Origin of the sequence: Pseudoalteromonas sp. 20-MNA-CIBAN-0454 (genome assembly GCF_040308685.1) — a bacterium.
Classification (GTDB): domain Bacteria; phylum Pseudomonadota; class Gammaproteobacteria; order Enterobacterales; family Alteromonadaceae; genus Pseudoalteromonas; species Pseudoalteromonas nigrifaciens.
This window is the reverse complement of record NZ_JBEOOB010000031.1, coordinates 21,109-47,915: the sequence shown is the minus strand read 5'-3', so window position 1 is coordinate 47,915 and position 26,807 is coordinate 21,109. Positions and strand designations below refer to the sequence as shown.

The following is a 26,807-nucleotide window of genomic DNA, read 5'->3' as shown; positions in this document are numbered from 1 at the left end:
AGAAATCAGCCATTAAAACGAAAGTCTTCGAGCTATCGAAGTTTGCTGTTGGAACTGAGAAAAAAGAAGCAGCCTAGTCTCTAAGTCAAGGCTGTAGAAGCCCATTGATCGACACGGAGTGGCGTCGATGGGTAGTTCACAAGGAGCTAACACTCGGTTTAAAACTTTAATTACTCTGAATATATTCAAGCGCGGTCATTTTTTTATAACTTACATTTGGATGTAAAATATGTGCTGGGTGTGGATCTACAACTTCTAACGCAATATTGTATTCGCGGGCTATTTCCAGCGCCATTTGGGTAATGTTAACGCTAAACGATGTACCCATAAATACAATTTTATCGGCATTGACCATGCGTTGTTGTGCTTCGCTAATTTTATATAACTCGGTGTAGTATTCATCAAATAATAATACAAACGGTTTAAAAGAGTGATTAATCACTGGCGCTTGGTTTTGAATATTAAACACCTCAAATAATGAGTTGTGTAAATGAGCCTCATCTACCTCATTCCAAGGGGTAATCACCGTTTCTACGTTTTCGCCTTGCTGATGAAACAGGGTCATTTGATCTAACCTGCCATGGACTGCAATATAGTTTTTATTTCCTGCTTTACCATCAAGCCCATCTATATTTTGCGTTATTAGGTTTTTATCTTTTAGCCAATAATGTACGTCGTTAGGGCCGTGGTTTCTATACGTTGCAAACCTGTGGTAATACCAAGCTAAAAACTCTTTAGGGGCGTTTTGATACATAGCGCGTGTGGCCATTTGCATTGGTGTATAATTTTTACTACCAATAGTCCAGTAACCATCTTCACCTCTAAAGGTAGGAATACCGCTGGCTGCGCTAACGCCCGCGCCTGTAATATATAACGTATTAATTGCTAACCTCTGCACTTACTATTTGAATCCAAGTTATGTAACATAAAATACTTAACTTACCTAACTGGCCTGCTTTTTTTATTATTTGAGCGTTTAATTTTAAGTTGGGTAATCTATGCTATTGGCACTCATTCTTTTGATTTTATACATGGCTTGATCTGCGTGTTTTATTAATTGATGGTCTGTTTCTCCGTGGGTGGGGTAATTTGCAATTCCAATACTCGGAGATACATTTAATGATAGCTCATCTAGTTTAAATGGCTGTTGGAACTGCCCAATTATTTTTCTTTTAATAGCCGTGGTATCGCCAGCGCTACTTAAGCCCTCTAGCACAATCAAAAACTCATCTCCGCCTAAGCGCCCTACTGTATCGTATTCTCTTACTACGCTTAAAAGCCGCTGTGCTATGTGTTGCAGTAACTTATCACCCATAAGGTGGCCATACGTATCATTAATAGCTTTAAAGCCATTAATATCAATAAATAATATCGAAAATAGTGTATTTTCTCTTTCTGCTTTTACTATTGCAGCCTGTAACCTGTCCATTAGTAATGAGCGATTTGGTAAACCTGTAAGCCCATCATGGCCAGCCATATAATGAAGCTGCTCTTCCATTTTTTTTCGCTCGGTAATATCGTGAGCAACTGCAATTCTTACTTGGTGATCTGATGACCAGCACACTGACCACAAAATATGAATTATTTGACCGTCTTTACGAACCCAGCGGTTTTCGAACCGTGAATGAGTTGTTTCGCCCGACAAAAGTGAAGCAACGGCATTATAAGTTTTATTATGATCGCCTTTATAAACGTAATCAATCATAGGCTTGCCTACTACTTCGGCAGCTTTATAACCAAATATTTGTTCAAACGCGGCACTTACAAATACAAACTTACCTACTTTATTTACCACGCACACAGCATCAAGCATTAAATCAAGCACATCTTCTAGTTCTATTAACTCATTTTTTGTCATACTATGTTTGCCTCTAAAGCAAGGTGAAGCTAGTTAAGTATTCAATATATTAACGTTAAAATATACTTGTAAAAATAGCAATAAATTGCTTTTGTAATCATGATTTTTTGTAGCAAAAGTAAAGTATTACTCATTGGTAGTTAAACTAAAACCCTCATTGCTGCAAAATAACGGAGTAATTATTATAACCAACGTGGTACTAATTCTTTATATTTTTTATATTGGGTGTTAAATATGCTCACTAAATGCTGCTCTTCAATCAACACCTGACGATATAACGCAGTAAGCCCAACCAGTAAACACACTAAGCTAAACACACTCGGCAATGCTAAAAAAAAGCCTAACTGCGCCGCAGCAACGCCTAAATACATAGGATTACGAGAATACGCATAAAAGCCGTTTACTTTTAGCTCATCGGGCCCTTGTGGGTCTATTCCTGAACGCCAAAGTGATGCCATATTAAAATGCACCACCATAGTTAATATAAAACCAACAGTTAATAAAGCATTACCTAGCATTACGCCTGGCCATGTATTTAACGGCACAAAAATTCCGAGGTAGTTATCGGTTGCAGGTATAAATACTCTTACAACACACACCAACCAAATAGCAGCTCTAAAAAAACGAAAAACGAAGTGATTCCACCAATTAGCGCAATATTTTGTCCCTGTAAAAATCACTCCCGATGGTGTATTGCTGTTTTTATAGAGTATTCTAACGGTGTAGAACCCCGCTACAAAGGTATAAAAAACGGCTAAATAAATGCGGGTAAATTCGATTAAGGACGCAGAGTCATTAATTAAAGGCTGATAGGTTATCAATATTAGTTACTCGCGGTGATTACTCAATTTTAATTATAAATTCATCATAGTATTCATACCGTTAAGAAACAAGGTAAACACAAATAATAAGCCAACTTTATGTTTAAGCCGGCTTATTAAAAGTTGCTTTAGGGAGCAGTTTAAAAGCTGTAGTTAAACCCAGCGTAATAACGCCTGCCCGAGTAGCTTGAGTTTAGTAACCGTGCGTCACTATCGTTACCTAAACGGGTAACCGACTCTGACTTGGTTAAGTTTATAATTGCTGCGGTAAAACTAAGGCCTTCGTATAAGTTAATTGAGGCATTAACATCAACTTGATCGTATGGGTCTTGGTACACGTTTAAGCCACTATTTAAGCCCAGTACCGTTTCGCCGCGCTTATTGTATGAGGCACGTATGTTAAAATCATCACCCTCAAAATAAACCGAAGTATTATATTGATACTTAGCACTGCCGATCAGTGGCGATTGTCCAAATGCTTCGCCATCTACGGTTACTTCTGCTTTATTGGTTTTGTTATAGGTGTAGTTAGCGTAAAAACCAAAGCCGCTATCAAAGGCATGTTGCAAAAACACCTCGGCTCCTTTAGATACCGCGTTAGTGCCATTACCTACTGTGCTGTAAGGAGTAATATTTATATTACCCGCCTCTACAATACCGTTTTTACCAGCAAAATTTTGTTGGGCGTTAATTACCACTGGCACTACAAAGTTATCAACTTTTTTATGAAATAGCGCTAAGCCAATTGCTGAGCCTTCAGCGTAATAATATTCGATAGATAAATCGGCTTGTACCGATATAAACGATTTTAAGTTTTTATTACCGCCACTGCCACTAAAGCCAGGTTGCTCGTTAAAATCGGCTCTGTCTTGTGCCCACTCGTCTGAAATATAACTAATGCGTTGCTGCGCGCCTAAATCAGCATAATCGGGGCGCGACATTACTTTAGCAACCGCGCCACGAATAACTAAGTCATCTGTGGCATCCCAGGCAATGTTAAAGCTAGGCAGTACTTGGGTGTCGGTGTTTTGTTGCACTACAAGTTGGTAATCCTCGACTGAGCGATCATCACCGGTAACAGGCTCCCCTGTTTCATCATTGGTATGATCTAAAAAGTAGGTATATAAATCGGTAGAAGCACTCATGGTTTTGCTGCGTACAACCCGTACTCCTAAATTACCTCTAACTTGATTAAATTCAAAGTCACCTTGCAGATAAAAAGCCGCTATTTTTTCTTCTATATCGTATACAAAGTTGTCTTCCATACGGGTGTAAGGCACGTAGTTACTGGTAATCATATCGCGGTATTTATCCCAATCAATACTGGGCATTTGGTTTATATTAAAGCCCCCTGCAATATTGCCTTGGTTAATAAAAACATCTTGCGCTGCCGGCATACCGTTATTCCACTGGTAACTGTCAAAGCGAGTTATGCCGCCCTCTTTGGCTTCCCCAGCGACAATATCAAAACGAGGATCTAAAAAGAAGGTATTACCGGTTTCGCGGTGTAATGTGGCTTCGCGGTATTTTACGCCGGTTTTAATGGTTGTTAAAAAGCCCCAATCGGTGTAAAAATCTAGATCGCCTTGGTAGTAACTTTCTTCAAGCTCGCTGCGTACAAAGCTTGAGTTTGATGAACCCGGATCGCGCCCACCGCCTACGCCACTGAGTAAATTAGCCAGTGTATTTGGGTCTATATTGAGGGTTACATCGTTTTTACCAAGTTGCCAACCAGCATTTTGCGCTGCGTTTTCAATGGTTGTTGGGTTTTCGCTGGTATTTGAGCTTTTATAGGCGGCCTCCCAACTTTCTTCTGGGCCGCCTTTTGAGCGAGTATTGCCCGCAACAAAGCGCGCTTTAAAATCATCACCTTCGTAAGTTAAATTAAAATCGAAGGTATCTGAACTCGACTCCTCACGAACATAACTGCCACGCATCCACGGAAACTGCATGTCACCTTGTGCGCCACTCGCTGTAGCATCAAACTGCATACCATTAACAATCGTGCCCGATTCATCCAAGTTCACATCGGTTAGGTAATCGGGATTTAACGACCACTCTGGCATATCAATAACCGACTCAGTTCTGTTTTGCCCCAGCGTAAAGCCAAAATAGTTTAATCCTATTTCTACACGATTGGTTGGACGCCACTGGGTACTAAACTGTATGCCTTCACGTTCACGTTTTTCATTAAGTACCGAGCCGCGCACGACTTGTGGAAACCACACGCCATCATAATTATTACCATTGGTATCGGTAATTGTATCCCAACTATTATTGTTATTGACCGCGTTACCATTTACATCTACCGGTTGACCATCACCTGTGTAGCGCCATACATTGGCATCGGTGCCACCCGAGAGGGTACGATTAGTGCGTTCTTGGCGAGTATAACCCACTAAAAAGCCAAGTGTTTCGGCATCGTTTTTCCAAGAATATAAACCGGTTAGTTGTGGCTCACTGTTTTGCGTTACGTCACTGTAAGTCCCTTCAACATTGAGCACTCCAGAATTTGCCTCCATGCTGAGCGGCTTACGGCTATGCATTAATACTGTGCCACCTACACCGCCTTCATCTAAACGCGCTTCGGGCGATTTATATACCTCAACACTGGCTATCATGGCTGAAGGGAGTAGCGTGTAATCAAACGAACGCGAAGGCTCACCTGGTGACGAGGCAATAAAATTACCGTTAAGCTGAGTAAAAGTAAGCTCAGACGACAAACCTCGAATACTTACCGATGCGCCTTCGCCGCCATCACGTTCAATCATTACCCCTGGTATACGTTGCAATGAGTCGGCTACGTTTTTGTCTGGAAACTTACCAATATCTTCTGCGGTTATAGCATCAACAACTGAGCTAGACATGCGTTTAATGTCGAGGTTTTCGGCCATACTGGAGCGAATCCCTCGTACTTCTATTACTTCTATATCGGCATTATTTTTAGCGGTGAGGGCTGGTTGCGCCGCATACGCGCTACCTATGGCAGATAAAACAGATAAACACAGCGCTGATTTTATAAATGTTAATGCTGGTAGTGAAAAGGGGCGATTATTGCAAGTACTCATGACAGTGTGCGGTTCCGTTTTATGCGCTTTTGATACTTAGCGGCAGCGCTATCAATAAAGGTCAATAGCGGGTCAAAAATTGCTGCTAAGTCTACAGCGCCAAACTTAATGGCCGATTAATAAAGTCGATAACTTACTGAATAGCTTATGTAAATAACAAAGTGTAACAATGTTTAACGTTATTTATAAAAAAGCCGGTAAAACTTTTACCGGCTTGACGTTGCACACTATGTACTAAGTTGGGTTTTTACTTGGTTGGCTTACTTGGTTGGCTTACTTGGCAGTGGGCCGAGGATCTCAGTCATTAATGACGCAGGCGGTAAACCCATTTGCATTTTTACCGCACCATTAGCATCGTGATAAAAAGTAGCGGGGGTGGCTCTGGCACCAACACTCATCATTATTTGATGGTTTTTCATTAATTGCGCATTTATGTGCTCAGGTGGATTTTTTAGCGGCTGTAATGTACCCACTAAATTATCGTTTTCAAACTTTTTTAACACTTCTTCAGGGTTGCTTGCACTCATAATAGCCGCCGCTTTGTCTAAGCTGTCGGCTTTTAAAATACCCACTAAAATATGGCGTATTTGTACCTCACCCGCATCCACCCAAGGACGCGCATTTTGCCAAAACTGTCTGCAGTAAGGGCAGTTTGGATCAGTGAAGGTATAAACTACTCGCTTTGCCGAGGCTGAACCATCAACTATCCAATGGCTACTCTCTAATGTTTGCCAGTCTTTTTGCGCTTTAGGGCCTGTAGCGTAGTCGTTTGCTGCTTGCTCTCCTACATTATTACCATTGGCGTCAAGCATAGGGCCGGTAAATAAATATTGCTCGTCGGCGGTGATATATAAAGTAATAACTTGGCCTTTAAAGTCGGCAACATAGCCTTTCATGTTGGCAGGCGCTGCAAACTCGCTGACTATTTCGCCGCCTTGCTCAGTAACTAACTTAAGGGGTGCTGGCAGTGCTTTTTGTTGAGCCAATATGGGCGAGGTAAACGCAAGTAATGGCAATAAATAAATTAACTTCATGAGGCATCCTTATTGTGCAGACTGTTGATTTATAGCTTGCATGTAATAACGCAAACTCGCGTGTGAGAGCTCTCCCATGTGACTGGTTACTAATTTGCCATCACTGCTATAAAAAAGCGTGGTTGGTAGCCCAGCAGCTCCGGATTCACGACTTACATTACTGTTTTGATCAAAAAACACATTGCGTAAGTCGAGCTGCTCAGCATTAATAAATTTTTGTACCGTAAATAAATCCTCTCCTTGGTTAACAAAAACAAAGGCTATATTAGGATTGTTTTTTTGCGCAGCCTGTAATACCGGCATTTCTTTACGACACGGTGGGCACCACGACGCCCAAAAGTTAATAACGACAGGTTTGCCTTTAAATGACTGTAAATCAACCTCTTTACCACGCAGGTTATATACCGCAGATTGTGGCAGCTCAACCCCAGCTTTATAAATAGAGGCAGCAAAGGTAGGCACCATAATGGTAAACAACGCGACAATAGCCGCTATGAAATAGGTTTTCAGCACTGCTTTTTTGCCTCGCGCATACAGCGCCAACACAAGCGCACCCGCCACCCAGCCATAAGAAGGCATAAAGCCGCCATCACTTATATTAATAAGTTGCCACCAGTTTTCTTGATACGCATCCCACATAATCAAAACAAACATTAATCGCGCAACAATAAAGCCCACTACAAACGCTTTAAATACAGTGTCTAAAATTGCTTTTTGCTGTGGTTGCTTACGGGTTTGTAAATAGGTAAGCAACCAAAATACGCCTAAGCCTAATAAAATAATAAGCTGCGAAATGGCAATAACAAACGGCCCGAGTGAAATACTTAACATGGCTATAAATCTTCTTTAAATACGGTTAGCCGCTATAGTATACAAAGCGTTAATTAAGCCAATATTAAGAGCAAAAATTAATAGTAAATAAGCACATAGCAGTTACTTCACCAATGGAAACAGGTATTCTAGCTAGGGTGTTTTAAACAGGGTAGCGAGTATGTTTGTATTGTTAGTGGAAGATGACGACGTAATAGCCGACGCTATTTGTACTTACTTAACCCACCAAGGGCTAGCCGTTGAGCACGTTAGTACACTAAGCGCAGCCACTACTTATATGCAATCGAGCAATTTTGATTTATGCATTCTTGATTTAAACCTACCCGATGGTAATGGCATTAACTGGTTAAGCTGGCTGCGTGACAATCGTTTTTCGCTACCCGTGCTTATTCTTACCGCCAGCAATACCATAGATGACAAAGTTATTGGATTAAAAAAAGGCGCCGACGACTACCTGGTAAAACCTTTTGATTTAAGAGAGTTATTAGCGCGGCTATTAAGCTTAAAGCGCCGCGCAAGCGATAGGCTCAGCAATACAATTACTCACGGCGCACTGCAATACGATTTAGAGCAACATAAAGCATTACTCAATGGCACGCTTGTTTGCTTGTCACGTAACGAGGACTTATTACTGCAAACCTTTTTAAATAGTCCGCAACAAATTTTAACCCAAAGCCAGTTAAAAAATGTACTTTATGGCGTGTGCGATGATGTAGCGAGTAACGCACTTAACGTACATATTTTTAATTTACGTAAAAAACTAGGCGCACCGGCAATAGAAACCATACGTGGCCTAGGCTTTAGATTAGGCACAATAGAGGTGAGCCACTAATGAGCTTGCGGTTACGGTTAACGGTATTGGTTGCAGCGGTATTTTTAGGCTTTTGGCTTATCGCCAGTGTGTGGATGATATCGGGGTTAAACAATAAGTTAGAGGTTAACTTTGATCAGCGCCTGCGCTCAACCGCTTTTATGTTAGGTAACATTTTAGCCCACGTACCCAAAGATGCGCTCAGTAAAAGCCTCCCTGATATTATAAATGCCAGTGGGGTAAACACTGAAAAAGGCCTAACCTGTCAAATTAGCTCCCTGCAAGGCAGTATAATTGCCAGCAGTAACAGTCAATCGTTTCCCAATCAGCCTAGCTTAAACCAAGGTTTTAGTTATTTAAGCTCTGAGCAAGCGCAGTGGCGTACATTCACCTTAATTACTGCGCAATATAAAATTACCATTGCCGATAAAGTGGCCGAGCGCGATGTGCTCTATCACGACTTGCTCATTAGCATACTCATTCCACCGGCGTTAGCTATTTTTGTTGCCCTAATATTACTTTGGTTTGCAATTGGCACAGGAATACGGCCAATAAAGTTATTAATACACGCGCTTGAAAAACGCGGCAGTCACGACTTAGAACCGATACAGTTAAACCAGCCTTTAAAAGAACTGCAACCGCTTATAACTAGCCAAAATGCCTTAATGGCCCGCTTAGCAAAAGGGATCAGCCGCGAAAAACACTTTACCAGTAATGCCGCGCATGAGCTAAGAACCCCACTAGCCGGCATTTTAGCGCAAATACAATTAGCTGAGCTTACGCAAGATGCCACCCAGCAAAAAGCACTAGGGCAAGCTAAAAAAAGTGCGCATAGATTAAATACTATTTTAGACAATCTACTGGTATTGTCCCATGTAGATGCCGACACGCCGCTAAACATTACAGAGCCTTGGGAACTTGAGTCGTTAATTACTACTGTGGTAACAGAATCAAACAACAATAGCGCCCGCTTAACCTATAATATAACAGCAAGCCAGCCAGTGTACTGTATTCCCAGTGCCATGCTCACTATAGTGTGTCGTAATTTACTTGATAACGCATTTAAGTACAGCAAAGCGAATACACCAGTCATTTTAGCCGCTAATTTAACAGCCACAGCACTAAAAATAACCATTAGTAACCACGCCCATATTAACCAAGCTGATTTAGCTAATATGGCAACTCGTTTTTGGCGTAAAGGCGCAGCAAACGGCGCTGGGCTTGGCCTATCAATTGTGGCCAGCATCGCCGAAAAGTACCAAGGTTCAGTTGCTTTTACAAATGACGAATACAGATTTATAGTGAGTTTTAATCTGCCAATTAAAAATGTCAATCCTCAATAAGTTAGCTTCAAATTACCTAACAACTACTAGTTAACCTTACGTACTTATCGGCAAGCTCATCAATAGTTTCACTATGGGTTGGGTCTGGCTTAATACAATCAATTGGGCAGACACTTACGCAAGTAGGCTTATCATAATGACCTACGCATTCAGTGCATTTACTGGGATCTATTTGATATATTTTAGCCCCCATATAAATAGCCTCATTTGGGCACTCTGGATCGCACATATCGCAGTTAATGCATTTACTATTTATGAGTAGAGCCACTATTTAGCCTTTCTAATTAAAATCATTATAAAACATAAATATAGAGTTAAATTAAATGTTTTTTGACTACTTTTAATACAAGTCCAGTTCAATAATAAACCTTTATTTTTCATTAAATCGTAGCACACATTCCTAACACACCGTTTTACTTTTGGGTGTAAATTACAGCCGCGAATTATGCCTATTTCTCTCTATTTCTTTGTTGATCTTAATCAATAAAAATAGCCGTAAGGCCTTTATTTATATAGGTTACAACAAAGTGAAAAACTCTTTATCAACACTTACCAAGGCTCAGTACACTAAGGCAAAAATAGAATGGAATCAGCTCAAACCGCCGTTTTCTATGCAGCACATAAATCGGTGTGCTACGCTGGCTCAAAATATCATATTTTTTGAAGAAAAAAGCATTGGAAAACAAGGTCTTAAATCTAGTCGGACTAAAAAATTATCGAAATACGAAGCACAACACCATATTCGACTAATTTTCACCAAGTCTGGTACAGCCATTTTCTATTCTAATTTCCCTAAACCATCTGGCATAGCCAATACCAAATTAGGTGAAGTACCTGAATTAACGATAGCAAAAGCGCGTAAGCTTACTGAACAAAGCTTAATAGAGCGCCATAACACCGCACCTACCAAATTTGCAGCTTCATCGCTCAGAACATATCAATGCAGAATAAAAAAGCTCAGGCATCATCTCCCGGCTTAAGCGAGCGTTCCAATCTCTTTCAGCTGGAGAGTTAGAAAAAGTTATTGATAACATCAATAAGGCAGAATCCAATAACCCAGCAGCTGATATTGACGACTTTTATGTATCTGACCGTGTAGAGAGCCCCTAACTAAATATACATATCATGATCTAACTATAAGGGTATTAATTATCTAAGACGCCCGCTTTCATATATAGGCGTAACCCAGTATTTTAATGATGTGTGTTGGCATACAGGGCTTAATGCTGTTTTGATAATTTGTAGCTGCGCTAATAATATATGCACCTCAAACTGATAAAAGCTGCGATGCCCTTCTACTTGCTCAGCAATATCAAATTCACTGTGCTCCTTGCTGTAGCCTTCAATGTTTTTTAAGTTAAAGCCGGTAATGCAGTCTATGCCAATTAATATATCAACCACTTCATCTTTTATGTTTGTGGGTACATTTAGGGTAAAAAGTAACTGTTCAGCCATGTTTTTTCTCCAACCAACCATAAAAGATAGGCAGTAAATAAAGTGTTGTAATTGTTGAGGTAATTAACCCGCCAACAACCACAATCGCCAATGGCTTTTGAATCTCAGCGCCAGGGCCGGTAGCGAATACCAGTGGCAGTAAACCAAACATTGCGGTTGTGGCTGTCATTAACACTGGGCGAAGGCGTCTGCTTGCGCCATCTAAAATGCGCTGCATTACATTGGCAGAAAACATTTTCATTTGCTCTAAGTGGCTGATCATCACAATACCATTGAGTACCGCTACGCCAAGTAAAGCAACAAAACCAACCGATGCAGGCACCGAGAGGTATTCGTTACTAATAAACAGGGCAATCACTCCCCCCATTAACGCAAACGGAATATTAGCAATTATCAGCGTTGATTTAGATAACGATTTAAACGTGGTAAATAAAATAATGAAAATCAGTATTAATGCCACCGGAATAAGCACCAGCAAGTTTTGTGTTGCACGTTGCTGGCTTTCAAATTCGCCACCAAACGACAAGGTAAAACCACTGGGTAATTTTATGCTGCTATTAATTTTAGCTTCCAGTTCATTCACATAACTAACCACATCGCGGTTATCCACATTAACGCTTACAGAAGCAAAGCGTTTTGCTTTTTCTCGCTCTATTAACAATGGCCCCGTTTTAAAGCTAATATTAGCCACCTCTTCAAGTGGTAGTAGGCTGTTGTCGGGCATTAAAATTAGCTTTTGCTTTAATGCGCTCATTGACGATAACTCAAAGTGTGCTGCGCTTTCGCTTTTTTGTGCATTAAACACAATTGGGATCACGCGGTTTCCTTCTTGAAGTGCCGATACCTGCAAGCCTTCTAATTGCGACTTTAAATAATCGCTTAATCCTTCGGTGGTTAAACCAAACTGACTAGCAACCCCAGGAATAAGTTTAATATTTACGTATTTACCCCCTTCAATAAGCGCCATTTGCACATCACTTGCGCCGTCAATATTAGTGGCAAGTGCAGTGATTTTTTCAGCTAATGAGGCAAGTGTCGCAATATCATTACCAAATACTTTAATCGAAATATCACCGGTACCACCGGTGAGCATTTCTGATACCCGCATTTGTATTGGCTGAGTAAAGCCAATATTTACCCCTGGAAATTGCGTAAGTGTTTGTCGAATATCCTCGATTAGCAGCGCTTTGGAGTCAAAACGCCACGTATCTTTTGGTGCTAATTCCATAAACACATCGGTTTCGTTTAACCCCATAGGATCAAGCCCGAGTTCATCGGAGCCGGTACGGGCAACAATTTGTACGATTTCTGGGGTGTTTTTTAGCAGTGTGGCTTCAATTTGTTTATCGATATCCAGCGAGGCTTGCAAGGAAATACTCGGCGATTTTTCCAGTTGCACAATAATGTCGCCTTCATCTAAAACGGGCATAAAGCTTTTGCCAAGCCCCTGAAATAACACCCCACTGAGCACTAAAACAGCGACTGATATAACACTAATAGCCACCGGCTTTTTAATTGCTTGGGCAAGTGTTTTAGTATAAAAGCCTTGTAATAGCGTCACCATTTTAGGTTGGGTTACGGGTTCATTTTTTAATAACAACGAGGCTAAAATTGGAATAACCGTTAACGACAACAACAGCGCACTTAGCATGGCAAACACGATAGTTAACGCCACTGGGGTAAATAACTTGCCTTCTAGCCCTGTTAACATTAATAGCGGTGAAAACACGATAATTATAATGATTGTGCCTGAAAACACTGGCGTCGCGACTTCTTTACATGCGCGATAAATAACATGCAGCCGAGGGAGGTGCTGATTATTAGCCAGCCGATTTACTATGTTTTCAACAATAACTACCGATGAGTCCACCAGCATACCAATGGCAATCACTAAGCCACCTAAACTCATTAAATTAGCCGATAAATCAAACTGATTCATCATTATAAACGTCAGCAATGCCGACATAGGTAAAGACAAAGATACCACCAATGAAGAGCGAATATCGCCTAAAAACAAGGCTAGTAGCACTATCACTAAAATGATAGCTTGGCCTAATGCGCTGGTAATGGTGCTAATTGCGGTATTTATTAAGTTAGAGCGGTCGTAAAACACATTAATTTTTGTGCCTTGCGGTAATGAAGCTTCAATGGTGCGAAGTTTATCTTTTACATCTTCAACAACTTGCGCTGTATTACTATTTTTAAGCGCAATTATAAGCCCTTGTACCGCCTCTTCACTGTTTTTAGTGACTGCGCCATAACGGGTTAAACTGCCAACGTGTACCGTGGCAATATCACTTAACCGAATAACCTTATTTTGAGTGGACTTAATCACAGTATTTTCAATGGCGGTTATATCGGTGTATTTGCCCTCAGTGCGCAAAATAAAAGTGTCGTTGCCTTTTTCTAAGCGCCCTATGCCACCGTTTTGATTCGTTTGCGTGATTGCTAACTTCATTTCATCAAAGCTAACTTGATGCTGTTGCATCAATAAGGTGTTGGGAAGTATTTCATAGGTTTTTGAAAAGCCGCCAAGACTATTCACATCTGCAACGCCGGTTACAGTGCGCAGCAATGGACGAATTTGCCAATCTAAAAGCTCTCTTTTTTCAATCAGCGATAAGTGAGTACTTTCTATAGTAAACATGAACACCTCGCTCAAAGGCGTGCTCATTGGCGCCATGCCGCCACTAATATTACTGGGCAAGGTGGGCAAAATATTTAATAAACGCTCATTAACTTGCTGACGGGCCCAATAAATGTCGGTGCCCTCTTTAAAGTCAATGGTAATATCCGTAATAGAATATTTAGTAGTAGAGCGCAGCATTTGCTGTGACGGAATACCCAGTAATTCGGTTTCAATCACCCGTGTTACTTGCGATTCTATTTCAAGGGCGTTCATGCCGGGTAATTTGTAAACTATTTTAACTTGGGTGGGCGATATTTCTGGAAAAGCATCCACCGGAATACTTAACCAAGATTTAGCGCCAATGGCCATAGCAACAATAACAAAAATACTAACAAACAAACGCTGAGTAAGTGAAAACTTAATAAGCTGGTTTAACATTTACTCTCCCCCTAAGTGAAGCAACATACCTTGTAGCGCACTTACCGAGCTTATTAGTATCTTCTGATCATCTAGGTTTTTATTGGCAGTAAACACGTAGTCTTTGCCTTGTGTACCTTTGAGCTCAATCGGCAGTAACTCAAGGTTATCGCCAGATTTTAAAGCAATGTAATTAACATCTTCAAATTCAAACACCGCTGACTTTGCTATTTTAAAGCCTGTTAATTTATTTACCGGTGTGACTTTGATGGTTTGCCCCAGTGTCAGCTGGCACTCATTCGAGCTTAGCGACGCCCATACTATTTGATGGTATTTATCTACAATACTGTCATAGCTCTCAATATTTAAGCTGCAATTTTGTGACAGCTTAAAATGCGCTAACGTGTTGGTAAAACTAAGGGGGACATTAATCTTAACGCGAATACTACTTGCATCGATAATATCAAACGCGGTGTCACCCATCACACGGTTTCCCGACTCATTAGTGAGTTTTAAAATGCCCGTTTTTGGACTCACTAAGGTCACGTTTTCATTATCATCAATGTTTAAAAATGCCATTTGATGTTGCATATGTTCAAAATTTAGCTTGGCTTCAAAATAGCTTTTAGTAATTTCAACCCATTCAGAGCTTCTTATTATTTTGTTTTTTAAGTGCTGTTGGTTTATGTCGTAATGGCTTTTAGTAATAGCGAGCATGTCTTTTGCTGATTGATAGGCATCTAAAAAATGGTGTACATCGCTGCCCTCAACGCTTGCGATAGTGGCGCCCTTTTCTACCATGCTGCCGTTAGGGTATAAGTAACGAACCTGCTGTACATCAAACGCAAACAGCACCGTGTAATTGACCCCGGGTTTGAAATTGACTTCACCAATTAAACTTTGCCCGTTAATAAACTCTGTTTTTTGAATTGGCGCAAATTCGACATCAAAACCACTGAGTGAAGAAAGCTCTACAGGTGCTAAATTTTGTGAAGCATGCACAGGGATAAGTGTTAATAAAGCCACCATAAAGAATAAAAATAACGTATATTGAATACGTAAAAAGTGAAGAATTTTTGTTGTAAAATTTAACAGCATTGCGTTTGTTCACATTTGATTAATTTCATAGAATGAACCATGACTTTTTTAGACTGTTAAATCATCAGGCAAACGCCGTACGTACCCAAAAAAAGCGTGACTCACGGTATGGGACATATGTCCATTGTATTTATAAATAATTGATAATAGAGGATTTAATGAAAGACAAGTTAATCGCAGCCACCTTGTTAATAATAATGGTGCTAAACTTTTTTGATGTGATAATAGATTTGAAACTAGGAGTACCACTGTGGCATATTTTTTCTGAGAGCTTAATCGTTGCCATTTCCGCAGCCGGTGCTATTTACTTATTTAGAGATATTCGTTCGAGTACCGCCAATATCAATGTGCTGAAACAAAAATTAGCTCATTCAAAAAAAGAACTTAAAAACATATCACAAACAATGATGGATGCGCGCCATGAATACAGTGGCGTTATTCAAACCCAGTTTTCACAGTGGGCATTGACACGCAGTGAGCAAGAAGTCGCCATGTTGTTACTTAAAGGCCTAAGCTTTAAAGAAATAAGCGCGCTAAGAAGCACAAAAGAAAAAACCGTCCGTCAACAAGCTTCCGATATTTACAGCAAAGCCGATGTAGAAGGCCGACACGAGTTTGCTGCATGGTTTTTAGAAGATTTTATGCAACAAAACCATTATCAACCAAAAAGTACAGCTATAAATTAATCTAAAAAAGCCTTGACATGCTAGAGTCGGTATTTCGAGTCCACTCGGTCATCCAACCAAAAGTAATAGAATCACTTATAAATAGAAGCAGGCTCTACTCTTAATCTGTATTGTAGTGGTTAGGCGCTTTTTTCATTTAAATTAAATTTCTTAAGTTTTCTTTAAGTTTCACTCGTTAAGTTTAAACCCTGAAATATAAACAGGTTTAAATGAGCGAGCTTATGCAATTAGCCCACACTTCTACATCATTAGGTTTAACACAAAATAACAGTCAGTTTATTAGTGCTCGTATTGATGATGTGCATCGAAAAAATCTCGAAAACACAGTGAAAGAAGGTTTTTTAGTTGCGTATAACGCTAAGCTTACTTCTTTTATGCCACTACTTTGCCAATATGTTACCAAGCAAGGAAAGTGCACGTTAGGGCTAAGGCAAGCAACTTCGCCATTGTTTATTGAGCAATATTTAGCATCACCCGTTGAAGATTTTTTAGATGAGAGCATTTCTCGCAATAAAATTTTTGAACTTGGTAATCTCTGCTCTACAAATCGAAGAGCAACTCTTGCACATTTTATTATTGTTAACGAAGCTCTGCAAAGTGTGGGGGCAAAACATTTAGTGTTTTGTGCAACCAACAAAGTGCGTGCTTTATTGCGCTTACTTGGTGTTACGTGTACTGAAATTGCACTTGCGAGCAGTTTTGTAGTTGAGAACCCATTAAAGTGGGGCAGCTATTACGCCAACCAACCAACAGTATGCATTGTGAGCCTAGAGCAAGCTCACCAACAAGTATTAAATACCCCAATGCTTTATAGTTTGATGCAGCAAAACCACTGCAATATCAATTCTTTGGTAAATGCATTGGTGAATGTATGAATTACTATAATACTCATTCAGTATCGCCATTAATTATTGCCCATAATAAAGATCAAACACGTGAAATTAACGGCGATGAGTTTAACCAGCAAATACAAAAAGTAGTAAAAATACTACAAGGCTTTAGCGGCAAAGGTATCGCTTATAAGCTTGATAATACACCCGCTTGGCTTGTTATTGATGCTGCTACAGCGGTTTCTAATAAAGTGGCTGTGCCAATTGCTCACTTTTTCAGTGAACAACAAACTCAATATGTATTAGTGCAATGCGGCGCTAATTTATTTATTAGCGACACGCTAAACCATTTACTTGAGGAGCCTGTTGCCTCTATTACTGTGTTTGAACTTTACACGTTATATATTTACGAAATAGTTGTGGCTAAACCGAACAGTTACTTTCCTGAAACTCAAAAAGTAACATTTACATCAGGCTCAACTGGGCAGCCAAAGGGCGTGTGTTTATCTGCAAAGAGCCAAATGCAGGTAGCTCAATCTCTTTGCGATAAAATTAATATTAAAAAGCCTGTTCATTTATGTTTATTGCCACTAGCTGTATTGCTTGAAAATATAGCTGGTGTGTATGCCCCTTTAAAAAGTGGCGGTACAGTACACTTAATACCATTAAATGAATTAGGCTTTGTTGGAACTGCATTAAAACAGCCCGCACAGCTTATTGCTGCTATTGATAAAGTTAAGCCAAATACGCTTATTTTAGTACCTGAACTATTAGCATGCTTAGTTACTTTTGCTGAGCAAGGTTGGCAACCGCCTAGTTCGTTGCAGTTTATTGCAGTGGGTGGAGCGCTTGTCAGCGAAATGCTAATAGTTAAAGCGCGTAGCTTAAACTTACCGGTGTATCAAGGTTATGGGCTGTCTGAGGCGGCATCTGTAGTGAGTTTAAATACCCCCACAAACGATAACCGCCAAAGTGCAGGCTCTGTGTTACCTCATATTCAAACCAAAATTGAAAATGGCCAGCTTTTTATAAAAGGCGATTTGTTTTTAGGCTACTTAAACCATCAACCTCACAACAAAAAACAGTGGTATGGAACCGGTGATCTAGTCGAGCAGCATCAAAATACCTTATTTATTAAAGGCCGATTAAAAAACCTAATTATTACCAGCATGGGGCGCAACATCAGTGCCGAGTGGCCTGAATCACTATTACTCAGTCAAAGCGGTATTTTACAAGCGGTTGTGTTTGGTGAGGGGCGACCTTTTCTGAGTGCCATTATTTACGCCGATACAAAGCTAAGTAACCCAGTGTTAGCTCAATACATTAACGCAATTAATAAACAACTACCCGACTATGCTCGAATTCAAAAGTGGCATCGTTTAGCTGCCCCATTAAGTGTGCAACAAGGATTATTAACAACAAATAATCGCCCAAAACGAGATGCCATAAGTAAGCAGTACCATGATGTGTTTGAGCAATTTTACCGACTTGGAGAAGTAATTAATGAGTGATTTTTTTAACACCCTTAAAGAGCAAACTAAACAAGAGCAAAATTACCTGCTTGCAGCGCCGATTATCCAGCGTGTTTTTAAAGGCGAAGCATCACTTGAAGAATATGCCTCGTTTTTAGTGCAAGCGTATCACCATGTTAAGCACACTGTGCCTTTAATGATGTCGGTTGGTGCACGATTAACCGACGAACAAGAGTGGCTGCGCGAAGCCGTCGCAGAATACATTGAAGAAGAGATAGGTCATCAAGAATGGGTACTTAATGATATTGCAGCCTGTGGTTTTGACAAAGAAACAGTACGGTGTAGTCAGCCGCAATTTGCTACCGAAATGATGGTGTCGTATGCGTACGACTCCATTGCACGTAAAAACCCGCTGAGTTTTTTTGGCATGGTGCATGTACTTGAAGGCACTTCTATAGCGCTTGCTGATGGCGCGGCTTCAAACATTGCAAATGCTGTGGGCTTACCTAAAAAAGCATTTAGTTATTTAACCTCTCACGGTGCACTTGATATAGAGCATGTAAAGTTTTTTGAAAACCTTATGAACCAAATAACAGACGAGGCGGATCAACAAGCCATACTTCATGGTGCAAAGCGCTTTTATCGTTTATACGGCGATATATTTCGTGGACTCGATGACGAACCACTTTTTAAAGCAAGTGCACAAGGCAAATTGGCATGAGTAGTTCTTTATGTGTGCTCACTGGTGCAACAGGCGGAATAGGGCAAGCAATTGCTAAAGCCCTATATGCAAAAGGGTGGAAGTTACTACTTGTAGGGCGAAATACCCAAGCCCTTGAAAAACTGAGCCGTGAATGCCCAGACAGTGAAATATTTACAGGCGATTTAACCGACGATACAACACGTATTGACCTAGCAATAAAAGCCAAGCAACTCGGTGACGTTAAATTACTTATTAATAACGCAGGTATAAATACAATGCAAAGCCTTGAGCACACAAGTAATGAGCAAATAGATAATATGCTCATGACTAATTTGTCGGTGCCTATTAAACTATGCCAGCTATTTTTAGGACAGTTAGAGTATACCAAAGGCACTATTGTTAATGTGGGATCATCGTTTGGCAGTATTGGCTACCCGTTTCAAACGCTTTATTGCGCCAGTAAATTTGGTTTACGTGGCTTTACAGAGGCATTATCACGTGAGTTGAATGGTTCAGGCGTTAAAGTGACCTATTTAGCACCAAGAGCAACAGATACATCTATTAATAGCAGTAAAGCGCGGGCAATAAATAAAGAGCTCGGTAATAAAATGGACTCGCCAGAATTAGTTGCTCAAGAGTTATTAGCACTAATAAGTTCAAACCAAACAAGGCGCTTTATTGGTTTTCCTGAAAAATTATTTGCACGCATAAATGGCGTATTCCCAAGCGTTGTTGATAACGCTATTGCAAAGCAACTTCCTAAAATTAAACGCTTTTTAAGTTAACAAACACACACAAGGGCAAAATTATGTATAAATTTACACTCGCATTTTATTTAATATTAACGGCTATATTTACCACCGTAGTACAGGCAGATGAAGCGCAAGACCTAATTTCTATTCAACAAAAGTGGGCTATTGCCAACTACGAGCTTGAAGACGATGCGCAAATAGATGCGTTTACGCAATTAAGTGAGCAAAGCGCGTTATTTGTTGAAAACTACCCTAACTCGGCACAACCGCATATTTGGAATGGTATTGTGTTAGCTAGTTTTGCCGGCGCAAAAGGTGGCTTGGGTGCACTTGGTTTAGCAAAAGAGGCAAAAGCGTCACTTGAAAATGCACTTTCAATAGATGGTGCTGCATTAAATGGATCGGCTTACGCAAGCCTTGCAACGCTTTACAGCAAAGTACCTGGTTGGCCAATTGGTTTTGGTGATGACGACAAAGCTGAAAAATTATTTAAACAAGCACTCGCTTTTAATCTCAAAGGCATTGATACTAATTACTTATACGGTGAATACTTGTATGGCGAAGGCGATTATAAACAAGCTAAAGCACGACTACTTGTAGCACAAGCAGCGGGCATTCGTGATACTCGTGCAAAAGCAGATGAATATCGTCAACAAGCAATTAGCCAGCTATTAGTAAAAGTAGATAAAAAACTAAAAAGATAAACACACAATGCATTTATTACTTGTTGAAGACGATGCCTTAGTGGCACAAGGGCTTATTCGCTCTTTGCGCCAAGAGGGCTACAGCGTAGAGCACAGTGGCACAGTAAAACACGCCTTAGAGTGCCTTTCTAGTGGTGAAATTGAGCTTGTTATTCTCGATTTAGGATTACCTGATGGCGACGGCTCGCAAGTTTTAAAACATATTAAATCGCAAAAAAAAGTTATTCCGGTGGTTATTTTAACTGCTCGCGGCGGTATTGACGACAAAGTTAAAGGGCTTGATATGGGGGCTGATGACTACCTTGCAAAGCCGTTTGACCCCGCTGAGTTATTTGCTCGATTGCGAGTAGCAAGTCGGCGCATTAATCAAACACAATCAAGCTTATTGCGCTGTGGTGATGTAGTAATGGATACTTCTGCCCATACAGTATTGCTAAGTGGGCAATCACTTACCCTACCACGAAAAGAATACATGCTTTTAAAAGCGCTGATGGAAAATCTGGGAAGGGTGCAATCAAAACAACAGCTCGAAAATAAACTTTACCAATGGGGTGAAGAAGTTGGCTCTAATGCCATAGAGGTACATATTCATCATCTTCGTAAAAAATTCCCTAGCGATTTTATTAAAACCTTACGTGGTATCGGCTACGTGGTTGGTAAGCGTTAGAGTATGTTTATATTTCGAGGTTGAAAATGTCTATTCGTAAACGCCTGACCTTAATTTTACTTTCAATGATGGTGCTAACCTGTTTTTTAGCATTAGTAAAAGGCTATCAAAAAAGCATGCACCACGGTGAAAACTTACTTGATAATGAGCTTAAAATAGTGGCTGGCGTTTTAATTGAACAACCATTAGCACTAACCACAAATGCAGCACAAGTAAGTAGTAATAGTGCTCAGTTGTTGTACCAAATTTGGCATAATAATCGTTTACTTAGTGGCTCATCGAGTTTATCAAATAACTGTGTTAATTTTAGTGAAGGACTTCAAACTGCAAATTTAGCAGGGCAACGTATGCGAGTGTTTGTAATGAGAAAAAATACTCGTAAGGTTATCGTTGCTGAACCTATGGCAAAGCGGTTTGAATTAGCTGAAGCCGTTATTTTATCGGCAATGTTACCTATGTTATGGGCAGTTCCTCTGCTTGCTATTTTTATAAGCTTTTTTGTTAAATACGCATTAGCCCCTCTTACCCGACTGTCTAGGCAGTTGGCTTCTCGCCAAGCAAACGACTTTACCCCAATTAACTGGCAAGTAACCGACGAAGAAATTAAACCTGTTATTAATCGTTTAAACGATTTATTTAAACGAGTAGAAACTGCCTACTTACGAGAGCGCTTTTTTGCCTCAGATGCAGCTCATGAGTTACGTACTCCGCTTAGTAGTCTAAAAATTAATGTACATAATTTAGCTAATAAACAAAGTAACTCGCAAAATAATCAAGAATTAAAAGCAATGTCACAAGGTATTAATCGCTTAAGTAATATTGTTGAACAAATGCTAATTTTAGGACGCACTCAGCCAGAACAGTGGCAAAAGCAGTTTAGTGAACAGTCATTGCTAACTATTACTCAACAAGCCGTGTCGGAGCAATACGATAAAATAGACGAAAAAAACCAAACTATTAGCCTCGAAGGTAATGATTTTGTAATTAATGGTGATGAGTTTACATTAACGACGCTTATCTCTAATTTACTCAGTAATGCTATTAAATACACACCTAATGATGGTCAAATAATAATTAAATTAGCATCTAGTAATAATGACTATAGTTGGCAAATAGATGATTCAGGTTCAGGCATGACTGAAGAGCAAAAAGACCGAATATTTAATCGCTTTTATCGCGTAGGTGGCGATCAGCATCCATCAGGCGAGCAAGGCGCGGGTTTAGGCATGGCGATTGTTCAACACATAATTGCTATTTATGACGCAAATATTCATTTAGCGAATAGTCATTTAGGCGGGCTAACCGTGAAGATTACTTTTACAGGAGTAAAAAGTGACTAGACGTTTATTTAATCAATGCCTTTGTTGTTTGCTATTTTTGTCGTTTAACGCGGCGAGTAAAGAGTACCTTATTATTTTAAAAGATCACTTGTTCTATCCCTCACAAATTACTATTCCCGCGAATAAAAAAGTAAAGCTATTGATAGAAAACCAAGATAGTACACCAGAAGAGTTTGATAGTTTTGATCTAAACAGAGAAAAAGTGCTCTACCCAAATCGTAAAAGCATTATTTATATAGGACCGCTTAGTAAAGGGTATTACAAGTTTTTTGGTGAGTTTTCGCCAAATACAGCTAGGGGCGTTGTAATAGTTAGCGATGAAGGGGCACAGCATGTTAATAAATAGTTTAGTCATGAGCCTTAATCAATTACTACCTGTGGCTATTTTATTAGTGCTACTACAAGTAGTAAAAAAACAGAGTTCTTTGCGAATATGCTCTGCTGTATTAATTGGCGCGGTAATGTCGTTTTTGTACATGCAAAGCGCATCGTGGGTGAGCCAGTGGTTTGAATACCAAGGGTTAGAGTACTCACAAATAGGGCTATGTATTACTATATTTATTGCTGTGTTGGTATTTGCACTAAAGCAAAAGTCAGCGGCATTTTATATCGCAGTTATAAGCACAATAACGCTGTATTTAAGCCACTATATTATTTACCTCACCAGTTTTTGGCAAAATAATGATGCAGGGCAAAGCTTATTTATTGGCACTTTATTAGGTGTTGGAATTTGTTTAAGTTTTAGCGTATTGCTGTACTTTTTAATGAATGCAATTAAGCACCGTTTTGGTATGTACCCGCTTTTTACTTTGCTTGCTTTTAACAGCGCGGCTAAGTTATTAGTCGCACTGGATTTGGCAAGCCAAATAGACTTAATTACCAACACCTCAACCGTGTGGGATTTACGTGATTTGTTAAGCGAAAACTCTGAGCTAGGCCGCGTACTGCGTGCTCTTGTTGGTTACGAGGCCACTCCTGATTTAATGAGTGTACTTATATATAGTACAAGCAGCGTGTTATTTTTATTAATTTGTTACGTTATTCCAGCTTCAATGACTAAGGAACGTGTATGAAAGCACTCAACCTATATTTAGCGCTTAGTTTTACCGCTTTTTGTGTGTTGTTACTTCCAACCCAGGCAAGTGCTGATGGTATTGTTGTTGATAAGGTATATCACCCCTATGTTTTACCTTTTGAACGTGAGTTTGAGTGGCGACTGGTATCGCATCAAACTGATAGTGGCAATATATTAGCGCAGCGCTTAGGTGGTGGTGGTGCTATTAGCGATACAATGGCACTAGAAGGGTATTTAGTTGGTGAGCGAGACGATAACGGCGATTTTAGCTTAGAAGCTTACGAGCTTGAATTGCGCTGGCAGTTAATTGAGCAAGGTAAGTTATGGGCTGATTGGGGCGCATTATTTGAGCTTGAAAAAAAACATAACGAAGATGTATACGAAGCAACCTCGGGTTTTGTGATCGAAAAAGAGTTTGGAAAAACAAGCCTAACATTAAACGCTTTTTTGGTTTATGAATGGGGGCAGGATATTCAAAACGAATGGGAAAGTGAGTTTAGAGCACAATATCGCTACCGGTATCGTTCTGCTTTTCAACCATCTATTGAGGTTTACGTAGGTGAAGACTTTGTAGGAATTGGCCCTGGTTTTATAGGTTTGCAACGTTTTGATGGACAAAAACAATTAAAATGGGAAGCGGGTTTTATCACTGAGATAAGCCAATCAGAAAAAAATCATAGTTTTAGGCTCGCATTAGAATTTGAATTTTAATAATGAATAAAATCTAAAAACGGGCAGTTACACAGAATCCGTACAGGCTCCACAACAGATTTTCCATTCATTAAAAAATCACTCCCATTGACTGTGTACCAGAAGCCTCAAGATACAAGTGGTCAATAAAATTTGGCCACAGTTTTAGAGTTTTTGTATCTAACCTAAACTCGTTTAGCACTACGCTAGCGCTATAATGATATGGTCTAAGATTATTATTAAACCCATTTATATAATCACTAACGTTTTATTTTGTCACTGTGAGCTCTTCAACTAGCTTTATAAATTCAGGCTGTATCATGAGTGTATTTTGTAATTCTGTAAAAACTTCTAGCACTATATCTACTTGCTCTTGATGAGTATTGGCATGTTCAAACAAAGAAAGCATTGACCTTAAAATAACAATTGGATGCCATTTATTATGCTTGGCTCTCGGATCTACAGCAGTATCTATATACTCCCAATCATTAAATAATAATTTAAAACACGCTTTTAAATTATTATAATTGTCTGAATTTTTTATCATCTCTTGGCCTGTTCGATTGAAATCAAAAACTAAGCATAATTTTAATTCATTATTTATAAATTCTTTAACTCCGTGATCTCTTCCATCGAGCAACACACCGCAAAATATACCGGGAAGCCACTGCCTGCCTTTATTTTTAATGATAGGGCAAAATTCTAACCCAACTCTTGACTCAGTTCCTTGGCGTTTAAATACGGGTTCCATCCCGATAGTTTGTAACGGCCATTCTCGTTTTTGAGCCGTTTTAAAGATCGAGTCAACTTGCTCAATAAATTTTACTGCTTCTAAATAATGAGCAATAGAGAAACGATTCATTGGGGACTTTGGTCCTAATCCTTCAGATTTAAGTAATGATAAAAAATCTTCTATTGCCCAACTTGCGTGCTCATAATTTACTTTATCAACTAAACTTATTAAGCATTTATAAATATCCTCCCAGCACAATGCTGCATCTGGATTTTGAGCATGTTGAAAAGGAGTAGCTGTTATTAATATAATTCTGTAATCGTCATAAGTTTCAGATGCATACTCACGATAGTTTTTCAGCTGGTTTTGATGTAAGTCTGATTTTACTTTATGTTCGAACACTAAGGTGCAGGTCTCCCAACTTATAACTAAATCAGGGAACTTATTATTAAAATTTTCCTGCGTTGATATAAAAACTTCACCATCGGGTGCACTAATTGACGATTGCAATTTATTATTTATACATTCGAATACGCTCTGTAAAACCTCGCGGTTACTTCGCAACAGCCAAGCAAATGCTTCTGTTATAAAGTTTTCAAGGGGATCCGTATTTTCCCGAGGACGATACTTTCTTAAGTTGACTAAAAGGCTTTCCATAATTATTACCTGTAAAAGTATTTTGTTAGTTAACAATATAAACTAACTTAAATTTCGTTAAAAAATGAATTAAATTATATTTTACGAATTTGCCTTTCGATCTAGAACGATGGGATAAAAAATAAATTACATGCTTAAAATAATTTAGTTTTACTTCTTTATCTATAATTTTCAATAATTCATTTTTAGGTGTTCTTTAACTTCGAAGTAGCACCTAAAACTGATGTAAAACAAGTGCATAGTTTTATTCCTATGCGCAATGTTTAATGCATTTTGGAGATTATAATCCAATGCGTACTTGTTATTAAATTAGAAGTTGAAGCTGTGCTCCCATTTAAACACTATTTATTAGCTCTTATCACTCTAAGTTTTTTGATATCTGATCCTTTAATTTCCATAGAACGGGCAAGGGCATTGAAATGTTCTGCGTCAGTAGCATGCAAAACTTCAGGCTTTTCAAAATCTAAAAAATAAACAAAGTGCCCTAATTCGAATGCGGTGTTAATTCTTGAACTCGAAAAGCGTCCATCACTACCTCCTTTATGGAAATCTGTAATTAACACCTCTGTGCTCGCGAGTATGTGTTTGAACATTACATGATCAGCAATATCCCTTGGGGTATATACCGAATCAAAGCGCGTCATAATGCAATTTGTAACTTTTATGCCCTAACTTTTAGTTACTTTTGTATTTGTTACAACGTTTAAGTGGACTCTTTGAGTATCATGTTTTAATAATGCAATTTTATTGTCTAATTTTACTAAATCAAAAAGGCCAAGCTTTTCTAATAAAACTAGCTTTTCGTTGTTTGAAATACTGAGGTAGTGAGCCAAATTAACCTCTTTTAAGTTGAGGTTATAATCACTATCAGCTACGTTGCTAGTAGACTCATCTAAAGCTAATACAGCTTCAAAAATATCATCACAAAAATTCATAATACCCTTAAGTTTAAGTCTCAATTTATCGCTACAAACATAAGCAAACAATTGCTAGTGAGAAAATAAAAGCTAGGCATACTTGTTTAACAAAGCCATTTTGTCTCAAGATATCATAATGCGAACTAGCCAGCGATATCGCTTCGCCCTAATCACGGGGGGGCGGCCAATTTTAAATCACTACTTTTAACATCTAAT

At 39.3% G+C, this 26,807-nt stretch carries 27 protein-coding genes; 14 read left to right on the top strand and 13 right to left on the bottom strand.

Annotated elements, in window-relative coordinates; all coding sequences use genetic code 11:
* Window positions 1-166: 166 nt before the first annotated feature.
* The 6 genes from AAEZ22_RS14365 to AAEZ22_RS14340 all read right to left on the bottom strand — a co-directional run bounded on the left by AAEZ22_RS14365 (window position 167) and on the right by AAEZ22_RS14340 (window position 7,612).
* Complete coding sequence (locus tag AAEZ22_RS14365) at window positions 167-883, bottom strand: SIR2 family NAD-dependent protein deacylase (RefSeq protein ID WP_089369326.1); 717 nt, start codon at window positions 881-883, stop codon at window positions 167-169.
* Between the two features lie 99 nt (window positions 884-982).
* A complete protein-coding gene (locus AAEZ22_RS14360; protein ID WP_089369119.1) occupies window positions 983-1,858 on the bottom strand; it encodes a sensor domain-containing diguanylate cyclase in 876 nt (291 codons plus the stop codon).
* Window positions 1,859-2,040: 182 nt separating this feature from the next.
* The gene (locus tag AAEZ22_RS14355; RefSeq protein WP_089369325.1) at window positions 2,041-2,676 is read right to left on the bottom strand and encodes a methyltransferase family protein; all 636 of its coding nucleotides are present in this window, start codon (window positions 2,674-2,676) and stop codon (window positions 2,041-2,043) included.
* Window positions 2,677-2,819: 143 nt separating this feature from the next.
* Window positions 2,820-5,747: a TonB-dependent receptor gene (locus tag AAEZ22_RS14350; protein WP_089369118.1), complete on the bottom strand. Its 2,928-nt coding sequence runs from the start codon at window positions 5,745-5,747 to the stop codon at window positions 2,820-2,822.
* Between the two features lie 260 nt (window positions 5,748-6,007).
* Window positions 6,008-6,781, bottom strand: coding sequence for a thiol:disulfide interchange protein DsbG (gene dsbG / locus AAEZ22_RS14345; protein ID WP_089369117.1), 774 nt, complete (start codon window positions 6,779-6,781; stop codon window positions 6,008-6,010).
* Window positions 6,782-6,790: 9 nt separating this feature from the next.
* Window positions 6,791-7,612, bottom strand: coding sequence for a TlpA disulfide reductase family protein (locus AAEZ22_RS14340; protein ID WP_089369116.1), 822 nt, complete (start codon window positions 7,610-7,612; stop codon window positions 6,791-6,793).
* A 160-nt stretch (window positions 7,613-7,772) separates the two neighbouring features.
* Between AAEZ22_RS14340 and AAEZ22_RS14335 the strand changes: the two genes are divergently transcribed.
* Both AAEZ22_RS14335 and AAEZ22_RS14330 read left to right on the top strand, forming a co-directional pair.
* A complete protein-coding gene (locus AAEZ22_RS14335) occupies window positions 7,773-8,444 on the top strand; it encodes a response regulator transcription factor (RefSeq protein ID WP_089369115.1) in 672 nt (223 codons plus the stop codon).
* Complete coding sequence (locus AAEZ22_RS14330) at window positions 8,444-9,766, top strand: histidine kinase dimerization/phospho-acceptor domain-containing protein (protein WP_352297730.1); 1,323 nt, start codon at window positions 8,444-8,446, stop codon at window positions 9,764-9,766. Before AAEZ22_RS14335 ends, AAEZ22_RS14330 begins: the two co-directional genes overlap by 1 nt.
* A gap of 16 nt (window positions 9,767-9,782) precedes the next feature.
* Here the strand turns inward: AAEZ22_RS14330 and AAEZ22_RS14325 are convergent, their stop codons facing one another.
* Complete coding sequence (locus AAEZ22_RS14325; RefSeq protein ID WP_089369113.1) at window positions 9,783-10,034, bottom strand: YfhL family 4Fe-4S dicluster ferredoxin; 252 nt, start codon at window positions 10,032-10,034, stop codon at window positions 9,783-9,785.
* Between the two features lie 259 nt (window positions 10,035-10,293).
* Between AAEZ22_RS14325 and AAEZ22_RS14320 the strand changes: the two genes are divergently transcribed.
* The gene (locus tag AAEZ22_RS14320; RefSeq protein WP_225741023.1) at window positions 10,294-10,746 is read left to right on the top strand and encodes a hypothetical protein; all 453 of its coding nucleotides are present in this window, start codon (window positions 10,294-10,296) and stop codon (window positions 10,744-10,746) included.
* Window positions 10,747-10,915: 169 nt separating this feature from the next.
* Here AAEZ22_RS14320 and AAEZ22_RS14315 read toward each other — a convergent pair whose 3' ends face one another.
* From AAEZ22_RS14315 to AAEZ22_RS14305, 3 genes are read right to left on the bottom strand one after another with little or no spacing between them, the layout of a single operon-like run.
* Window positions 10,916-11,221 carry a DUF3240 family protein gene (locus AAEZ22_RS14315; RefSeq protein ID WP_089369112.1) on the bottom strand — a complete coding sequence of 102 codons (306 nt, stop codon included), beginning with the start codon at window positions 11,219-11,221 and terminating at the stop codon, window positions 10,916-10,918.
* The gene (locus AAEZ22_RS14310) at window positions 11,214-14,288 is read right to left on the bottom strand and encodes an efflux RND transporter permease subunit (RefSeq protein ID WP_182678489.1); all 3,075 of its coding nucleotides are present in this window, start codon (window positions 14,286-14,288) and stop codon (window positions 11,214-11,216) included. The genes AAEZ22_RS14315 and AAEZ22_RS14310 overlap by 8 nt, the downstream gene beginning before the upstream one ends.
* On the bottom strand, window positions 14,289-15,365 hold the full coding sequence (locus tag AAEZ22_RS14305) for an efflux RND transporter periplasmic adaptor subunit (protein ID WP_089369110.1): 1,077 nt from the start codon (window positions 15,363-15,365) through the stop codon (window positions 14,289-14,291).
* Between the two features lie 158 nt (window positions 15,366-15,523).
* Here AAEZ22_RS14305 and AAEZ22_RS14300 point away from each other — a divergent pair, with 158 nt between their 5' ends.
* The 11 genes from AAEZ22_RS14300 to AAEZ22_RS14250 all read left to right on the top strand — a co-directional run bounded on the left by AAEZ22_RS14300 (window position 15,524) and on the right by AAEZ22_RS14250 (window position 24,305).
* A complete protein-coding gene (locus AAEZ22_RS14300) occupies window positions 15,524-16,051 on the top strand; it encodes a helix-turn-helix transcriptional regulator (protein WP_089369109.1) in 528 nt (175 codons plus the stop codon).
* Window positions 16,052-16,272: 221 nt separating this feature from the next.
* Window positions 16,273-16,926, top strand: a complete 654-nt coding sequence (locus AAEZ22_RS14295; RefSeq protein WP_089369324.1) for a thermostable hemolysin — start codon at window positions 16,273-16,275, stop codon at window positions 16,924-16,926.
* Window positions 16,923-18,392 (top strand): AMP-binding protein, encoded by a 1,470-nt coding sequence (locus AAEZ22_RS14290; RefSeq protein WP_089369108.1) that lies wholly within the window; start codon window positions 16,923-16,925, stop codon window positions 18,390-18,392. The genes AAEZ22_RS14295 and AAEZ22_RS14290 overlap by 4 nt, the downstream gene beginning before the upstream one ends.
* Entirely contained in the window at window positions 18,385-19,074 is a 690-nt protein-coding gene (locus AAEZ22_RS14285) for an iron-containing redox enzyme family protein (RefSeq protein WP_089369107.1), read from the top strand. Before AAEZ22_RS14290 ends, AAEZ22_RS14285 begins: the two co-directional genes overlap by 8 nt.
* Window positions 19,071-19,841 (top strand): SDR family oxidoreductase, encoded by a 771-nt coding sequence (locus AAEZ22_RS14280; protein WP_089369106.1) that lies wholly within the window; start codon window positions 19,071-19,073, stop codon window positions 19,839-19,841. The genes AAEZ22_RS14285 and AAEZ22_RS14280 overlap by 4 nt, the downstream gene beginning before the upstream one ends.
* 23 nt (window positions 19,842-19,864) lie before the next feature.
* Window positions 19,865-20,512, top strand: coding sequence for a tetratricopeptide repeat protein (locus tag AAEZ22_RS14275; RefSeq protein WP_089369105.1), 648 nt, complete (start codon window positions 19,865-19,867; stop codon window positions 20,510-20,512).
* Between the two features lie 7 nt (window positions 20,513-20,519).
* Window positions 20,520-21,179 (top strand): response regulator, encoded by a 660-nt coding sequence (locus AAEZ22_RS14270; RefSeq protein WP_089369104.1) that lies wholly within the window; start codon window positions 20,520-20,522, stop codon window positions 21,177-21,179.
* Window positions 21,180-21,205: 26 nt separating this feature from the next.
* A complete protein-coding gene (locus tag AAEZ22_RS14265) occupies window positions 21,206-22,519 on the top strand; it encodes an ATP-binding protein (RefSeq protein WP_179807906.1) in 1,314 nt (437 codons plus the stop codon).
* The gene (locus AAEZ22_RS14260; RefSeq protein ID WP_089369102.1) at window positions 22,512-22,865 is read left to right on the top strand and encodes a cupredoxin domain-containing protein; all 354 of its coding nucleotides are present in this window, start codon (window positions 22,512-22,514) and stop codon (window positions 22,863-22,865) included. The genes AAEZ22_RS14265 and AAEZ22_RS14260 overlap by 8 nt, the downstream gene beginning before the upstream one ends.
* Window positions 22,852-23,592 (top strand): iron transporter, encoded by a 741-nt coding sequence (locus tag AAEZ22_RS14255; protein WP_089369101.1) that lies wholly within the window; start codon window positions 22,852-22,854, stop codon window positions 23,590-23,592. The genes AAEZ22_RS14260 and AAEZ22_RS14255 overlap by 14 nt, the downstream gene beginning before the upstream one ends.
* On the top strand, window positions 23,589-24,305 hold the full coding sequence (locus tag AAEZ22_RS14250) for a hypothetical protein (protein ID WP_089369100.1): 717 nt from the start codon (window positions 23,589-23,591) through the stop codon (window positions 24,303-24,305). The genes AAEZ22_RS14255 and AAEZ22_RS14250 overlap by 4 nt, the downstream gene beginning before the upstream one ends.
* Window positions 24,306-24,552: 247 nt before the next feature.
* On the opposite strand, the gene AAEZ22_RS14245 is transcribed toward AAEZ22_RS14250, so the two are convergent.
* The 3 genes from AAEZ22_RS14245 to AAEZ22_RS14235 form a co-directional block, all read right to left on the bottom strand.
* Window positions 24,553-25,674, bottom strand: a complete 1,122-nt coding sequence (locus AAEZ22_RS14245) for a PD-(D/E)XK nuclease family protein (protein ID WP_179807905.1) — start codon at window positions 25,672-25,674, stop codon at window positions 24,553-24,555.
* A 341-nt stretch (window positions 25,675-26,015) separates the two neighbouring features.
* The gene (locus tag AAEZ22_RS14240) at window positions 26,016-26,318 is read right to left on the bottom strand and encodes a hypothetical protein (RefSeq protein ID WP_089369098.1); all 303 of its coding nucleotides are present in this window, start codon (window positions 26,316-26,318) and stop codon (window positions 26,016-26,018) included.
* A gap of 24 nt (window positions 26,319-26,342) precedes the next feature.
* Window positions 26,343-26,609 (bottom strand): hypothetical protein, encoded by a 267-nt coding sequence (locus AAEZ22_RS14235; RefSeq protein WP_197182339.1) that lies wholly within the window; start codon window positions 26,607-26,609, stop codon window positions 26,343-26,345.
* Between the last annotated feature and the right edge of the window lie 198 nt (window positions 26,610-26,807).